8 protein-coding genes are annotated in these 18,316 nt (G+C 35.5%); all 8 read right to left on the bottom strand.

What is annotated here, in order from left to right; genetic code table 11:
- Positions 1–358: 358 nt before the first annotated feature.
- The 8 genes from FHK87_RS05180 to FHK87_RS05215 all read right to left on the bottom strand — a co-directional run bounded on the left by FHK87_RS05180 (position 359) and on the right by FHK87_RS05215 (position 18,314).
- Complete coding sequence (locus FHK87_RS05180; protein WP_226294096.1) at positions 359–4,054, bottom strand: amino acid adenylation domain-containing protein; 3,696 nt, start codon at positions 4,052–4,054, stop codon at positions 359–361.
- A gap of 154 nt (positions 4,055–4,208) precedes the next feature.
- Positions 4,209–6,014, bottom strand: coding sequence for an eCIS core domain-containing protein (locus FHK87_RS26070; protein ID WP_226294097.1), 1,806 nt, complete (start codon positions 6,012–6,014; stop codon positions 4,209–4,211).
- A 181-nt stretch (positions 6,015–6,195) separates the two neighbouring features.
- Entirely contained in the window at positions 6,196–7,542 is a 1,347-nt protein-coding gene (locus FHK87_RS26075; RefSeq protein WP_226294098.1) for an eCIS core domain-containing protein, read from the bottom strand.
- Positions 7,543–7,572: 30 nt separating this feature from the next.
- Positions 7,573–8,964, bottom strand: a complete 1,392-nt coding sequence (locus FHK87_RS05195) for an ATP-binding protein (protein ID WP_140590887.1) — start codon at positions 8,962–8,964, stop codon at positions 7,573–7,575.
- Between the two features lie 45 nt (positions 8,965–9,009).
- Complete coding sequence (locus FHK87_RS05200) at positions 9,010–10,596, bottom strand: contractile injection system tape measure protein (protein ID WP_140590891.1); 1,587 nt, start codon at positions 10,594–10,596, stop codon at positions 9,010–9,012.
- Positions 10,597–10,609: 13 nt separating this feature from the next.
- Positions 10,610–13,072, bottom strand: a complete 2,463-nt coding sequence (locus tag FHK87_RS05205) for a hypothetical protein (RefSeq protein WP_140590896.1) — start codon at positions 13,070–13,072, stop codon at positions 10,610–10,612.
- A gap of 4 nt (positions 13,073–13,076) precedes the next feature.
- Complete coding sequence (locus FHK87_RS05210) at positions 13,077–14,132, bottom strand: phage baseplate protein (RefSeq protein WP_140590901.1); 1,056 nt, start codon at positions 14,130–14,132, stop codon at positions 13,077–13,079.
- 48 nt (positions 14,133–14,180) lie between these two features.
- Complete coding sequence (locus FHK87_RS05215; protein ID WP_140590905.1) at positions 14,181–18,314, bottom strand: baseplate J/gp47 family protein; 4,134 nt, start codon at positions 18,312–18,314, stop codon at positions 14,181–14,183.
- Positions 18,315–18,316: the final 2 nt, after the last annotated feature.

Raw genomic sequence — 18,316 nt, forward strand, 5'->3', positions numbered from 1 at the left:
ATATGCCGAATTTGCAGGAAAACACCTATAACGAGTTGGATTCAAAAATATTTTAATAAAGCGACAACTACCATAAAACCAAAAATCATAGATAGAATGTTATGATAGTATTGAACTTGTTTTTGTGAATATTGACTTTATCAAACATTTGCACTTTACAATACTTTCTACTTTATCAAGAGTAATTAAACTGTTTCTTTCAAAAAGACACTGTCTGTTATTATAAATTATACAAATGCATATTCTTCAAAAAGTTTCGAAACTTACTATACTATTAGTATAATCGTTACAGAGGGAATCTTTACTTTTATATTTCCCTCTGTAACTATCAAACTTATTTTATTTCTTTTTTAAAGCATTACAGAACAGTTTGAGTATTTCTCTGATCTACAATACGCCCAATAAACCATATAAAAGGTTCTATCTGTCCTTGTAAAATACAGGTTCCTTTACAAATACTATGAAGCAAACCTTGTACATCTGATGATCGCAAGGCCAAAATCGGTGTTCTCTCAGTGAGAAGTAAGGTACAAGAAGGCATATCAAACCTTTTGTCCTTATCCAGTATCACCTCTTTATCCTTACATAAGATTGTAACAAAATCTGAAGATTCAGAAATACGAATAGTTATGGCAAGATCAGGGGTTGGGATCAAGACTTCAGCCATTACCATTTTCAGATACGCTACAAAGTCTGTTGCCCATGCTTCAATATCAGAATAGGTTACATTTATCTCTTTTATTTCATTATTTACTATATCGAGTTGCTTTTCTACTTCTTGTTCTGCTGCAATCAATGCTTCTAGTGTTTTGTCCACATCTTCGCGAGTATGAGCAGCTGAACAGATCAATCGCAATCGACCTCGCCCGCTTTCTACTATAGGATACGTTACTGCCGATGTTTGAATACCTCTTTGATATAGGTTTTGTACTATCGCATACAGCTTATCTTTATTGCTAAAATGAGGAGTAACAATTGGTCCGTCTCCTGTACCCAAATCATATCCTACATCTTCAAATCGCTGACGCATATAGCGAGTTGTATCCCATAATCGTTCTCGTAATGCATCATCAGATCGCAGACGACGCAATGCTGTGAGTGCAGCTGCCATATCTGCCGGGCTAATAGATGCCTGAAAGATATATGCCCGTGAAGATGATTTTAAAAGATCAATATGTTCTTGACTGGCTGCGACTACTCCGCCAAGACTACCAAGGGCCTTGCTAAGGGTAGTCATAATAAAATCTACCTCTTCAGTAATTCCTTGTGCAGCACAAATACCTGCTCCTCCTTTACCATAAAAACCAAAAGAATGCGCCTCGTCTACCAAAACAAGAGCATTGTATTTTTTTGCCATGCGTACAATTTCTACTACAGGAGCAGCTCCCTCTCCCATACTATATACCCCTTCCAAAACAACAAGCATTGTACGATAAGGCGAGGCTTCTGACTGAAGAACAGTTTCTAAATCATTTGCATTATTATGTTGAAAAGTTCTAATCGTTGCGCCGCATAAACGTGCACCATCAACAATAGAGGCATGACATAGCTGATCGATAATCACTACATCATTTTTTCCCAGAAGTCCTGCTACTGCTCCAACATTGGCTGTATATCCCGTAGGGAAAAGGCAAGCACTGGGTTTTCCTACCAAATCAGCAAACTCTGCTTCAAATTCAAGATGTTGATTAGTCATTCCTGAGGCTGCTGCCGAAGTTCCCATTCCGGTTCCAAACTGTGCTAAAGCGTTTGATGCCTCTTTCATCACTGCTTCATCACGATTTAATCCTAGATATAGGTTAGTGGTCCATATGATCGCTTCTTGCTCTTCATCATTATACGCATCACCAACGATACCTTTGGTCGCACTTCCTGTTCGTAACACTTTACTATAAGGGTTTCTACGATCATTGTTGACCATACGCAACACTTCTTGAACGAGTTTACCTTTGTCTGTGGCATCCCATGCAGAAGCTTTTGCGGCTTGAAACGTTGGGTGACTAGATTGCATATGGGTCTGAAAGCTAGCCAATGAATCTTTACTACTACTAAATGGTTTTTCTGCTGAATTCTTTATTGTATTTTCAGATACATGAAGAAGATAATGTACCAATGCATTAGGGGTAGCATATTCAAACAAAGTATGCGCCGAAATTTCCTGACCTAAAATATTGGTAAGTCGACTGCTCAATTCTAACGTAGTAAGTGAATCAATTCCCAGGTTATCAAAAGAACAGTCTGGCAATACTTGCTTTGGATCACTTAAGTTAAGTATCGAAGCTATTTCGTTCTGAAGTATTACTAATACCTCTTCATGTTTCAAATCACTATTGATTGTATTTGGTATGGTATTATCTTCTTTGGCTTGCTTTTCGCTTTCTAAATTCATTAATGTTTTACGATCAAGCTTATCATTAGGCAGTAGCGGTAACTCTTTTAAATATTTTACTACTTGTGGAACCATATATTTGGGCAAACGTTCTGATAAATAAGATTTAATTTTAGCTTCTGTTATGTCTTTATTTTGAGTTACTATGTAGACTACTAATATTTTTTGACCAATACCTCCATCTACAGCCGCGGCAGCTACAGCATCAATACCTTGCATCGACTCTAGTGTAGATTCAATTTCTTCTAGTTCGATTCGAAAACCTCTAATTTTTACTTGTTGGTCAGCTCGCCCAACAAATTCTATTTCTTCATTTTCGGTCCACCTACACAAATCACCTGTTTTATATAATCGATGTTCGGGAATCAAATCGCTAGGTTCCATTACTATAAAGCGTTCTTTGGTAAGTACATCATCATATAAATATCCACGAGCAAGTTTGTCACCGGCAAGATATAATTCTCCCGCTACTCCAGTTGTTACAGGTTGCATATTATCATCCAGAATATAGGCTTGCGAGTTGGGTACTGATTTTCCGATCGTAACTACTTTTGTGCCTTTAGCAACTTCTGCAATTGTTGAATACACGGTGTCTTCAGTTGGGCCATAGGCATTGAATATCCGTATATCCGGTTGTTGTGCATACACTTGTTCTACCAGAGAACGTTTAAGTGCTTCTCCACCAAAAACTAAGCATTGTATGTTTTTAGGTAATTTTTCTGTAGACAGTAATGCCTGAACTGCAGAGGCTACCATAACACAGGTTTTGATCTCGTCTACTGCAGGAAGTTTAGTGAGTTCTAAAGCATTTTTTGCTAGTATGATTGTTCCTCCCAAAGATAGCGTACCCATGATTTCCATCACTGAGGTATCAAAACAAACGGATGCGCCTGCAAATACTCCTTTTAATTCTTCATCACTAAAGAGTTCTCGCATAGATTGTCTTAAAGATGCAAAACCTTTGTGCTCGACAGCGACTCCCTTTGGATTTCCGGTTGATCCTGAAGTATAAATGACATATGCCAAATCACTACCAGAAGGTTTTATCAATTGATTAGAATACTTACCAACAGTACTGATCTGAATTAGCTGTTTTACTTTAGCACATAAACCAGCTGCATTATCGTTATCTACTATGGTGGCCACTGCACGAGAATGCTCTAACATATATTGAATTCGGTCTTTTGGGTATGCCGGGTCTAAAGGTACATAGGCACATCCTGCTTGCATAACCCCAATGAGCGTAGCAACCAACTCCCAGGAGCGCTGCATACATACTCCTACCAAAGATCCAGGTGCTACCTTACGATATTGGAGCTCTCCTGCAACCTCGCTAGCCCTCTTCATCAAATCTTTATAATCGATTTTGGTTGTACCCTCAATAATGGCTACCTGTTGTGGGTGCTGTACCATTTGCTTTGCGATCAATCCGCAAATTGTTGTTTCGAGACAATCCTCATTATTTTGAGTGACTTCTTTTTGTATTAGTTTTTGTAACTCTTGCGGAGTCATCATCGTGATCTCTCCAACATCTTTTATTCCCGCTGCATCGAGCATACTTTGTCTATTACTAGCAATTTCTTTTGGACTGGTGCCTGTATTAAAACGGTCTAATTTGTCGGTGTTGGTTAACAGTTCGCTAAAAAACTGAGTTAATTTATCCATTTTGTTTGTGGTTTTACTTATTATTAAATAATCGCAATCACTACCTTGTTCTCTTTTTTGCTTAAAGGATAGGTGTGCTATTGTTATGAAGTTAAAATTCTTAACCTAAATAGATATCAATTTCAAAATATTGTTAGTTAAAAGTTAAACTATATCAATACTTTTTTCTTTTTCTCATCATGTTCTGAATATTTGGAGGTAAATCATTCGGTACATGAGATCCCAAATCTGAATTATCTGTTCCTAATGCTTGTAAAGCTACCATTCTTTCAGCATAAGTCATATTAGCAAGATTTGCTCTTGTAGCTCTATCAACACTGTTCGGATATGCAGTATTAACTGACTTATAAGGTTCAGTAGGTGTAATTACCCCCCCGGTTGCATCTCTACCACCTTCGGTATAGCCTAAAATATAATCTCCTTGAATTAATAATTTGTGTCGTACAGAAGCATGATCAGGTAACTTGTAGTACAACCCTGTAAGAAAATTACCATCATCTCTATTTCCTTCTCTTAAAGTGATATTTCTATTTCTTTGAGCTTCATCCAGACTATCAGAGTCATCATATTCATCTATATCTAACACTGCTCTTGTGTTATTGTTTGACAACCACGCAAAATTGTTACTTCTTGCTGCTGCATCATCTATTTCTTGCCTAGCTGTATTTGAAGCTGCAACCAGTCCTACACGTACAGTATTATTTCGTCCTACCATAACCCTTCTGATCAATCGTGATAATTGCGCTCCACTATACGAAGCATCATCGATAAAAACCAATGTGTCATTCTGTTGTGTAAGTCCTAAGTCATATGCCGATTGGTTTCTCATACCCTCTTGAGTAGGATAAGAGATGATCTGTGAAGGTGGTGTACCTCCTAAAATTTCTACCATACGTAACACTCTAGATGTTATCCAACTACTACTTTTTCCTTCCTCAGAGATAATACATGTATAATTATTAATTTCAGTGAGTTTTTGTGCTATTTCCCACAAGGCAGTATTAAATTCATTTTTTCCTATTATGTTAAATTGATCTGCATAGTTGCGTTCATGTCTATTTCTGAATCTCTTTCGGATTTTGAATCCAAAACTACTGTTTTTTCTAACGTTTGCTAATCGGTCCTGTGCTTGAGCGCCCCGTAATAGCTGATTAATAAAAACAGCATATTGTTGCCAATTGCCTTGTGATTGAAATTGATGTCCATAATCACTTTGGCTAACGTTAAGAATTTTATCTGGAATCGGTGGGGCTTGATTCTGCCCAACCCAATATGTCCAGGATTGCATCACACCTGGATTGTTTCTTTGCCATATAAGCCCTGTAGTGGCATCCATACACCATATACCATCTCTATATTCATTAGTGTTTCTAACTTTTTTCCAAACAGGTTGGATCAAGGAGGTAGATTGTTTTACAGTTTGGGTCTTGAAACCTCTGTTTGTATAGCCTGTTTTTGAGATGATCTGTTTTCGTGCCTTTTCTCCCATCACATCTGCTTCTTTTTCTAACACGACATCATCATTGACGTTTATTTTACTTTTTAATTGCTTAGTAGGCTTTACGCGTCCTTGTTTTTGTTGAACCACATGCCATGCTTCATGAGGCAAATGCTTTTCTTGCCCTGGTCCTAAATGAATATCTGTTCCTTGTGCATAAGCATGTGCTTGTAATTGAGCTGGTTTGCTAGAATTGTAATGTACCTTTACATCATCCATACTATATCCTGATAGATTTTCGATCCCTGATTTAAGAGTATCAGGTAAGCCTGTATTATTTTTTCTTTGGATAGGAGGAGTAGGGCTTGTAGTCGTATCTATTGTCTCTTTTAACTTGCGCTGATATATCGTTGAAGATCTGTAATCTTTGATTGTTGCTGTACCTCCGTTACTTGATTCTTTTGGTACTTGCTGTACAACTGTACTTTGTTTTTCTTGTGATGTATCTGTTTGTGTTTTCATAATCTTAAAACTTTTATTTAAAAATCATCCAAAAAAAATGTCTCTAGTCTTTGAATTGTAGATTCACAGTTTATTTGATCTTAGTTTTTCTTCTCATATTTAATGCTACTAATGATAAAATACGATAGCTAAATAGGAGCATGATCTATAAATTCTCTTAGATAGGTTAAGAATTTACTTTTTAAATAGGCTGCCATGCATTCTTACTATTATGCCGTCTACTTTCTATATATTCACTAGCTATACCAGATATAAAAACCCACTCTCGCTGATACGACGAACCATGTTTTGCCAAAGCTATAATTTTGGCATTATGAATTAAACCAGTGTCAGTATATAATGCAACTTTAGTTACTGCTTCTTTTACTTCTAGGTGCACTAAATTGAGAGGTACTCTAATTCTATAATCATAACCTGGATCCTCTCCTCCTTTTGTGCCATAAGCCTGTACATCGTCAGTTGATGTTGACGTATATGGAGGGCGGTTAAATTCGCCATCATTTGCAGCAGTAAAGGCTTGAAAAAATTTGGTTCTATCTGGCATAGGCATATCTCGCCATTCATTTGCTAGTTTCCTTGCTTGAGTTAATGGGATTGCACCCCAGCCAAAAAATCCATTATTATTACTTATGGTTGTAGGGTCTCGTTTATCGAACCTAAAAAACTCTTTCCAATTTGTACCATTACTAGGAGGAAGTGAATTTGGATAAGTCGTTGTCTGCTGACCTCCAACGTATGCAGCAATCTGACTATCCCATTGCTGTTTTTGGGTCTTATCGGCACCAGTAAGATCAGCTAATATTTGAATAATATTTGTAAAAGACCCCTTATTCTTCTTATATTTATGATAAAGATAACATAAGTACACTGGATTAGTATTTACAGGTTCTCCTATAATTTGATTATACTCTTGCATAATCTCTAACCAATCAGATATATTTATATTTTTTATAGCGCTGATAAATTTACCTTGAACTATATTCTCTCTGTATGACTTACTTGCGTTTAAATATCCTGCTTTTACTTTTTTTGTATTCTTAACCGCCTTCTCTCCCATCACATCGGCCTCTTTCTCTAACCCAGCATCATCGTTGATATTTACTTTACTTTTTAATTGTTTAGTAGGTTTTACACGTCCCTGTTTTTGTTGTACAACATGCCAAGCTTCATGAGGTAAATGCTTTTCTTGTCCTGGGCCTAAATGGATATCTGTACCTTGCGCATAGGCATGTGCCTGCAACTGAGCCGGTTTACTAGAGTTATAATGTACCTTTACATCATCCATACTATATCCTGATAGGTTTTCGATCCCTGATTTAAGAGTATCAGGTAAGCCTGTATTATTTTTTCTTTGGATAGGAGGAGTAGGGCTTGTAATCGTATCAATTGTCTCTTTTAACTTGCGCTGATATGTAGTTGAAGATCTGTAATCTTTGATTGTTGCTGTACCTCCGTTACTTGATTCTTTTGGTACTTGCTGTACAACTGTACTTTGTTTTTCTTGTGATGTATCTGTTTGTGTTTTCATGCAAAATCATTTTTAAGTTGTACACTATCTTTAATTTAAAATAATACCTTCTTTTTGAAGCTCTTTTTTGATTGAGATTTCCAGATTGTGTTGTGATATGACGCTTTCTTCGTTGGCAACAGCTTGTAAAGTACATTTGCGAACTACATTCATGATGAGTCCCCCTGATATTTCATATTTCTCTGCTATCGCCAGAACATCAATCTTAGCGTCTAGTGGTAGTTTTGCTGAAAAAGACTGTTTCCAGAGTCTATGACGTTCTTCTACACGTGGTACTTTAAATTCTATTATAGATTGAAAACGACGGGTAAAAGCTTCGTCTATATTATCTTTGAGATTAGTGGCTAGAATAACAACTCCCGAAAAGTCTTCAATACGTTGTAACAAATACCCAATCTCTTGATTTCCATAACGGTCATTTGCGCTATTTACTTGTGTACGTTGCCCAAAAAGTGCATCTGCCTCATCAAAAAACAAGATCCAATCATGGTGTTCTGCCTGATCAAATACCTTGGCAAGGTTTTTTTCTGTCTCACCAATATACTTTGAGACCACCATACTCAAATCCACTCTGTATACCGGTTTATTAGCACTTTTTCCTAATAATGCTGCGGTCATTGTTTTTCCTGTCCCGGGAGGGCCATAAAACAAACTTTTGTATCCTGGTTTTAGTTGTTTTTCTAAATCTAAGTCTCGCATCACTACATTCCCATAAGTCATCCAATCACGGATTTCTTGTAAACTAGTTGCTGTAGCTTGTGATACGATTAAATCTTTCCATTCTAATTTGGTAGTCATGCGTTGTGCAGGAAAATCTGCACTGTATGCGGCTTGATATGATTTTCCTGTAGTTAAATAATCTACATATTCATTAGAAACAATAAGCATTTGACTTAATCTTGGTACATCTTTCTTTTCTCGTGTATTTTTGATCACTTGACTTGTTATCAATACATGATCTACATCAAAAATATATTGATAGTGTAACCGTTTGATCAGATCATCTCCTGCTAGTATAAACATTGCTGTCTCTGCCGTAGGAATCAATCCATTATGCCCTTGTACAAAAAGCCCTCCAAACTCACTGAAACGACGATCATAATCTTGATTTTTGCTACATAAAATATCTAATACCTCTGGTTTAATATGCGGAACTAATGCTAGTACCAATACCAATCTTTCTTGAACTGTTAAATGATTTTTTCTAACAAAATTTGCGTAAGGCGAGCTGTATGATGTTATATCCGGAGGGTATAGCTCGTCTATCGTTTCATAAGGAGTTTCGTGACCAAAATGTAAAGCAATACGAGTATGAATTACAGTATTGAGCCATGTCAATTCTTGATTGAGTACTATGGCATTTTGTTCTAAATCAAAAGAATTCAGTTTTTTTTCAGTTGAATTTGCTATCGAAATTTCCATCATTGTCTTTTAAATTGGTTTCTCTACATTTTTTCTCTTTCTACTCTATATCCATTCTACCATCAGAGGATTTGGCATCCACGGTAATTTTACTACGGTTATTCCCCAAGGTAATTTTTCTAAAGTCACATCATATGTTTCTTTTTGCACCTGTAACAACCAATGGTCATGATGTATACGTAAAGATCCTTGTCTCATTAAATAAGAGGTTCGGAATCCATCTAATGATAAATTTTTCCAGTGTGGACCTTGGTTAATTACCGCATGTAACAATCCCTCTGCAATCTCTTTTTCTTCTGTTGAAAGTGATTGCATAGAAATTGGATCTTCTATAGCAACGCCACAAAGTATTTTGACCAATGGAAACATGCCTTCAAAAAATGTTTCTTCGTCTTCATTACACAAATATTGTAATGCCCACATTGCTTTAGTACTCGCTATTGTATCAGGGAATGTTTTTTCTTCTAAAAGATTTAAATTTTCAAAAAAGCGTTGCAAAAAAGGCCATAATAATACTAATCCAGCGTTTTGCACGGTAATAAAATCTACTTCATCAAACTGAGATTGTCCTTTTCCTATTTGACTGTATTTTTGATCCGATATTATATTACTTACTATTTCTAATTGCTGTATATGTTCTGTTGTTACTTGTTGTGCTGCTTCAACATCAAAAAGTAATTGTTTGCATTTCTTTTTGATATCAATATCAGCATGATAAAAAGAAGGGTTATCAGTAACTTTATCCATTCGTTCCAAAAATTGCTGCCAGATCTTATCCTTAGGATATTGGCTTTGAAGTCTTACTATAATAACACGAATTGTTTTGATTTCTTTATCGATGTCATTCTTTTCCTTGTTTTGATGATCAATAGGCATCCCAAATTCTAAAAGTGTATGCTGTATGCAACTTTCCTTTAATTCAGCATAAGTCTCCGCAGTATGTACTGTGTTGAAAGCTGTTCTCCAAAAGGTTTTTGCAAAGGTTGCATATGAATTATTAATATTATTGCTAGAGTTTGTTTTTATTATTTGATCAAAAAGATCTTTTTTGACTTCTACTAACTGTTCTATCGAAAAATCGGTCAATATCTGTAGAGATTGTAAACATTGTTTCTCTGAAAATGTGTCTAAAAAACGATCTACATATATATTTTTCTCTTGTAGCTGTTTTAGAAGTATTTTAAAATCCGGTATTGGCTTTTGTATTAATTGATCTAACTGTTTCCACAAAAAATCCTTGGTTGTTTCACTCGCCCACCAAGGTAATCGACCATTTGTAAGATAATAGGTCAGTATTTTAAGAGGCGTTTGTTCATGATGATGTATTGTAACCGGAATTGAATCTTCAGAATAGAGTTCTACATTACAATTAGAAAGTGCTTGCTTCAGTTTTTGAGTAAATACTGATACAACTTCGTTCATACTAACTTCTCCTAAATCGATAACAAGGGCATCGATTTGATAGTGCGTATCTATATCTTTTCCAAAATGATTTGTCAATAATGTATCGATAATGGGTACAAATTGCTCTCGGTATAGTGCGCTAACTTTTTGCTGCATGGCAAATGTATCTTCCTTTTTAGAAAGATGTACTTCTATAATTTGTTTATTGATGACATGCTGCTGCTTCATGATTATAATTACATTACTTATTGATTTTTTCTAAAAACCTATGAAATGCTTTGTCAAATCCTTGCATTTCTTTTTTATTAAGCCATTTTAAGTACACTCTTATGTGAGCAGGTGTTTCTTCTTGTATCGTATATTCTACAAACTTCTTGAACTCGATATTTTGATACCTTTCTATCCAATTAGGAAGCATAAAAGTTACCTGTAACGAATACGGATCGTGAGTACCTGCTGATCGTATCCATCGACCGGAGGTCTCTTTATCAGTAAATGGTACAGGGATTTCAAAACCTTCTTCGGTGATTGCAGTAATCTCATGAACACCATCATACTGTTGCGTTGCTGTTACTTCTATGGTATCACCTACTTGCAAATCATGAGTCCCGATTCTACAAAACGTATGATCCGGTGATCCTGCTGCAAAGTTTTGAATTGTAGAAGATCTTATAAAATATCGTATATCAGGAATGCGTTGCCACAAACCACTTGTCTGAGATTCTTGAAAAGGAGTGTCAATGTCAAAATGGTCTTTTTCTACAGCAACAATAGTGTAGGTCTCGGTATACTGATCGTTTTCTACAATTTGTATGTGCTCTCCTATTTTTAGATTATGATCTTTTGAAAAACACCTAGTGTGTTCTTTACCTTCTACTGCTTCAAAACCGGTAATTTCTTGAGGAATATAAGAAGTACTAAAAGGATATGGATATTGTTCTCTAGGGCGTAAAAGAATATGCTCGACCATATGAAAACCTTCGGTTTCCCCATCTCCGAGGTTTCTGCGAGTATACTCTTCTATCCCTAATTTTCTTGCAATACGTTTCTCTAATCCCGAAATATTATCATTTTGCCAATAGACTTTAGTATAATTGAAAGCATTGGCTCTACCCGAACTTAGCTCCGGGTATTCTTTAAGAAAAGTAGCCTTATCTTTGATCAGTTTCTTACCTAAAACCTGTTTGTCTTTAGAAATATCTTGTAACAGCATCGCATATCCGGTAAACTTTTCTCCAAAACGTGCCAACAGGTGATTCAAAAATTTGTTTTTGCGTGTTACGTTGGTTTCAGCATCTATGGTTTCTTTTAGGTATTCTTCATAACTTTCTTTACTTTGTAACACCTCTTCTATTCCAGGAATGGTATCTAATAAGGACTGATTGAAATAAGTACAAATTTCCTGATCATCAAAACTCATTAGTTTTTTAAAATTGGCGGCTTGAGAAAAATAATTCGCCAAAAGTTGTTCAAAAAACACTAAGTAAGAAGTAAGTTGTTTGGCTTGTACTTTTCTAGTCTCGGATGCAGAATCGGGGAGTCCTGCTGTACCGATGCCATAATTTACAGGAAATTCATTTTGAATAGAATAATACTTTTCTATATTTCGATCTACAGTTTCTCTTGTTGTGACGTCACGCTCTTTTGACGGAAGTATTTTTGGTAATCCTTCTGCTCTCTTTTGATCGTATATGTTTTTTATGATATTGACATCTATATTTATTTTAAGTCCTTTTGCTGTAAAAGAAAGATCTTCTAAAGTTTTGTCAATGTTCAATACCGGTGTTTTGGAAGGATCTAATGCTAACACCCAGCTTTTTATCGTGCCTAATCCTGTAGCAATTGTAAATTGATCAATAGCCAACACTCCTGATTCATCCATAATCTCACGAATAATATCAGACGCTTGAATTTCTTTTTTTCGACGATGCTTTAATAACTCTTCGTTTTTAATAAAACCGTGATCAAGTAAAGGGCCATCAAAAATTTCATCGATTCTTTTGCCTTCTGCTAATAATTGAGAGATATTGTAAAAAGAGAGTCTTGGAGAAAAGTACTCACTTACTCTGTACAACATATTTGCAATAAGTTGATGTACATCGTCGACTGTATCTGTAATCTCAATTATTCCTTGCAAGCGTATGTCTTGTATATTTAGTATTTTGATTTGCTCAAAATCTTCACAAACTGAGCGACACGCTTGTAACCTGTTTTTTACTTCTGCTAAGATTTTGGTTCCTGTACTTTCAAAGAGTGTATCTTTTTCGATAAACACATGATATAATCCTTTGGGGATTATACGAGCGTCTTCTGTTTCACTAGCTTCTCGACTGTGTTTTACCTTTTCTATCCATGCATTTTTAACCCCTTTTACGTCCATTACTATTTTACGTAAATCAAGTATGGTAACCGGATGCACCATTAATATCGAAGCTGCACTATGAAGATCTTTATAAGAACTAGTATGGTCAGTTCCTAAAAGATCCTTTATATCATAGTCCATACGATATGCAAGATCAGTAATGGCATAGCATACCTGTTCTAATATTGTAATTCCAGGATCATGCGTATTATGATCTGTCCAGGTATGACCAGCCATTTGTTGTATGAGCTTAATTCCCTCTTTACGTAAAAAATTATAACTCAACGCAGAATCTTCTGGTAACGTATTCGGTATGGTAATAGCGTCTATTGTAGTTGTCATGAGTTTATAATTTCATTATGTAAGCCAACACAAAATATGGTGGACGGTTTTCGTGTGATTTCCCTTCTCCTACAGTATTCGTTTGAAAAGAATGTTTATGTTTTCCCGCAGATTGCGTTGTTCTAGGATGTTCGATATAATAATGATTTGAACTTCCTGTTCCACTTCCATCTCCTCTTCTTCTTGCTCCTGTAAAATTATGAGTATGTCCTCCGGCTTCACTAGTAGTACCTAAGTGGGCATGCGATGGTATCTGCGATTTGTTTAACGTTACTTGCTCCAGTCCTCCTGTTTTTTTTACTTCATTATAATCTTCATTATTCTTATCAAATCCTACAATAAATTTCCCGGAGAGATTGGGTGTTCCATTAGTACCATCACATAACACCCAGCCTTTTGGTATATCTTTTCCTGACCACATTGAAATCAATCCTTTAGGAAGTCGCGTATCTACATAGGTTTTTACTGCTCTTTGTGAAGGTATTTTATCATTGCTTGCCTGATCATTATCAAGTTCTGTATTTGTAGCAATATTATTTGAAAACATTTCTCCATCAACAGTTAATGTCCCTTTTATCGTTACCCCTTCTTTTGGGGTTACTTCTAAAATTTTAGTGTGTTGCTGTGTCGTATCTATAACTGACAATAACGAATCAACATGCTGACCTTCGATAGTAAGTTTTGATTCAGGTTCTATAGTTCCTATCCCAACACTACCATCTACTGATTTGATAAATAATCGACTTTGCCCTGTAGCATCTTTGATATTCAATCCCGGTTGATTGCTTTTCGGTTCTTCTGAATCTACTCTGGGGTTTAGGTTTAATGACCAATCCGGATTTTCTTTGGTAAAGCTTGTATATAAATCCAATATTTCCTGTGTACTTACTTCTTCACCTTCTGCTTCTATGGCCAGAGGGCTCCCTTGAATTCTAGCAATACCATCTTCTTTCTGATTAATCCCGGCTTCTATAAAGTCAGCAAATTGTTTTTCGGTAGGTTTATCATTTACTTTAAAGTATTGCTTGAGTTCTGTTCTATTTTTTTTATCGATATCCATGTTTTTTCTTTTTGTTATTGTACTTCTGTTACTGCATCGAATAGTATATTATTTAAGGTCTTCGGCAACTTCAAAATCTAATTGTATTTGCATATAATTGATTCCTTCGAAGCTATCTTCGTTATAACCGTTTTCATCAACTATATCAATGAAATGTGTTGCTCCCGAAACCATAACCATATCTGGACGAGAAGGAATCACTATAGATTTACCATGATTAAGGCTACGAACATCTGTGAATGTTTTTCCATCTTCGCTTTGAAACAATTTTAAATTCGCTACATAATCGATGTAAGGTCTTTCTGCAATAAAATTGATCATAACACTGGCATGAAGACTCCCGCCTATTTTAATATCACTCTCTTGATCATAAGCCCAAGGGGATAAAAAACGTTTAATTTCATCGATCAATTTTTCTTTGTAAAACTGTTCATCATACCCTTCATTGAATTTTACCGTACACCGAGTCAATACCTGGATGTAAAAAGGATTCATGACTGCTACTTCTGCATAAGCAGGCGAGTGTTGATCTAAGTACTCATGAATCTCAAACAGCGTATTGGCAGCGACCTTTGGTGAAAAAGGATGAAATGGCAAGCTTCCTTTGATATCAGGGATTACAATAACTTCTACTTTCCCTATTTCATCATTAGAAGGCAAACATTTTGTTTTATAGACTTCAGGAAATCTATTCAACACCATATGCTCATAATCCCACATCGTAAGCGCTCTGTTTTTATGTCTAAGTCGCTCACTTAGCCGTTTATACATAGTATCGCTTTGTTCAGCGGGTTTTCCTTTACTTGAAGTATAAGGTTGACTGATTTTAGCAATTTCAGGAATTGAGATTAAAGATTCTGTAATGGTTTCTGAAGCTAATGGAGTTTCAAAATGCGAAGCATCTACTGTAGCACTCGACAGTGTAGCACTAATTACCTGACTTCTGATATCAATTGTATCAGAGACTCCATCAATATTATTGGTTACACTTACTTTGAGCCAATGTAGTGTATCCGGCATCAAAGTTCCTCCCGTAGTCGCATCTGAAGGAATATTAATTTTAATAATCCCGGTATTTATAAACCCATTTGTTGAATCCGAAAGGATATCAGATGTTTTGAGCTCAATCCAATCATTATCTCGTAGATAGCTCCATTGTAGTTCTGGTTTTGTGATATCAGGATTTGCACTTCCTTCTGCCATTTGAAACAAAATCGAAATGATCTGAGGTAGTTGAAGCTTTGAAATACCAATATACAGCGTGCCTTCATCTTCATATCGTGGAAGTATATTTGGTTTTTCTGAGATGTTGAGCGTGTTATATCCAAAAGGATGAATATGAGACAAATAATCTTCAGTTCGAGTGGTATTATGTTTGGGTACTATATCTGTATGGGCTACATATCCTATTTGTAATCTTTTAAGTTTTGGTTGATAAGGTGGATGAATCTTAAGCGATTTTATCTGTTGATTGTCAGATAACGCTTGCTTGGTGAATAATGTATTGTATGTAGAATGTTGAAAATCTAAAGGATCCAGCTCTAGTCTAAAATACCGATCACATTCTAACACGTCATCCACATCTATTATAGCATTTACATCTTGCTTGTACACATAATTAGGGGTACTCTCTTTTATTTTAGATGGAACATCAGTAACATCAACTTTACCCTTATTAGCAAATAATGCTATATCTTCTAAAAACACCTCTGCATTATGATCCTGAAGAAACACTTTTGCTTTAAAATCACTATCATCTTGAATTATGTAAGCATCATTGGCAAGATCAGGGTCATTTTCATCAATCAACCAGTAATTTTTATAATATTGCATAAAAGATTCCGGTTGTTTTATCCATTGCAAATCGAGATGTAAATCCTTTACTTTTTTCTGACATATTTCTTCGTTAGCCATATAAAAGCTCGTTCCTGTTTCAGGTTCAAAACCAAAGGGTTCAAATGGTTTCTTGGCATCCAAAATACTTTGATCGTTTTGCAATACAACATCCTTTATCCCTTGTACATTAACTTGTATATGGGCTTTTTGAAGTTTAAGATGCATCAGTTTTTGATATTCACTTTTATATCTTTCTGATCTTAATGGATCGATTAAAAAATGGTTCAAAGCACATACCAAAGAAGGTTGATCAGACTGTATAAATGTTGGTGTTCCATCAGATAGTAATGGTACTATTTTTGGATCGTCTTCAAAAAGTTTGATCTCTATTTTAAGCGCGTTAAGATATACCTGATCAGCAGCGTACTTTTGGGGAGTTTCAAAATCCCCCTTGACGCGACCTACCTCTTTTACTTCGACAGTTTGAGGAGATCGTATTTCTATAATCTCATAGATAATATTGTTATCATTAACAATATAGTTACCAATATCTGCAATACTAAAGTTACTCTTACCAGTAACGGTAATGGTATTGCCTGTAAGTTCTATTGCCAAAGAAGCTTCAGAGGTTGATCCCAGATAATGCCCCAATGTGAGTAACACCTGTTTTGGAATAAACCATTCTTCATCACTACTTAAATACACTTGAAAAGGGTTATTTTTCTTAAAAAGTGTTTGTAATATATCTATGTCATGATCTTCCTTTAACCCAAGATCCAATAACGTTTCAATTGTTCGTACTCCTTCTTTGAGCAATAAAGTAGGGGAGCTTATGGCAAAACCTATTGTAGCTGGAGATAATACTTGATTTGGTTCGGATGCTAATCGGTTTCCAAATGTCTTAAAACGTTTACTTTCTTCTTCATCTCCGGATTGACTAAATGTTAAAGCCCTGGCATCTGGTATCGCATAAATATCAGACAATTTTTCTACACTTGGTGATGGTAACGTAACTACACGCACCTGACGGTTAGCAAGTTCTAGAAGACGATATATTTTATTTATGTCTTGTTCTGTAGCATTTTGATCTTTGCTTTTTTCTACAATATGAATAAAATCTTGCTCTTTAAGCTTAAGTTCTTCTTCTATATATTCTAAAGCTAGATTACTATTTTGATCCGAGTGGATGAGATCATCAAAAATAATATCCAATGAAGATGGTTCTCCTTTATACAAAGGAAGATCGTCTCCCGGAGATGGAGTTCCATATACATATTTGAGTAATTGATCAAAACCTTTTTGTTCATGCAATACTTGTAATTCTTGCTGTCTTTGTTGTTTTACCTTATTCTTATATGCAAAATCAAGTATGCCATATACCCTTTTCCAATCTACCGGGATTCCTTCTTTTTCTTCTAGATGTTTTTCAATAATAAGGCTAAAATCTTGCGTTGAAAGAAACAATTGTTCTGCTATGTAGGCAATAGTAATTGTATTTCCTTGCTGCATTAAATTATAGAGTTCGATAAGGTCTTTTGCTTCTTTTGGAAAATCAGGAAGTGAATTCCCCGGGTGAGGATGACCAAGTGCCATTTTCATCATACTCATCAAACCTAAATCTTCAGTATCCTTATCATTTAGATGCGCCTCTCTAATCGTAAGGAGTTGTTTTTCTACATATACATTTTTTAGCTTCGCTATTTTAGCTTGACTAATAATCGTATCTTCATTTGTCTCATAATGTAACTTATTTCCTGAAGCATCTTCTCCTGCATTAAGTACAGTTCCTTTTTTGACTTCTAGATACTCAATACTTTCTACAAGTTCTAACAAAACATTTACTACATCGGGAACAGATTCTTTTGGGGTCAGTGACAAACGTTCTCTGAAATAGAAATCAAGATGTTTTTGTGTTAAACCATTTATTTGAGATTTTACGTGATTAAGAAGTTTTAAAAACGTCATAAAAAGTACAACGTGTGGCCTGGATAGTTTTGCTATTTTATTTTGATCATTGAGAAACTGCTCTGGATGCTCTATATATGCTACCAACTGACTTGCCCATTGTTCTCGTAGAATTTCTTTTTTCTTTCCGGTTTCTGATGCTTTATGATACATTTCTGCGTCTTCAATCAAAAACGACTCCCATGTTTGACCTGATATGCTTTGATTATTGTCTTCAAAAAAACGAAGTTCTTTTGCCAAACGTTGTGCTTCAGTGATCAGATCTTTTATACTACGATCTTCTACAGGTATGTACTCTGGTCGAATCGCATCGGTATTACGATCTTGTTGACTAGTACCATCCCTGAAAAGGAGTTCATTAGTTTTTTTTGTGCTCATCATTT

This window comes from Aquimarina algicola, from assembly GCF_006443095.1.
Classification (GTDB): Bacteria; Bacteroidota; Bacteroidia; order Flavobacteriales; family Flavobacteriaceae; genus Aquimarina; species Aquimarina algicola.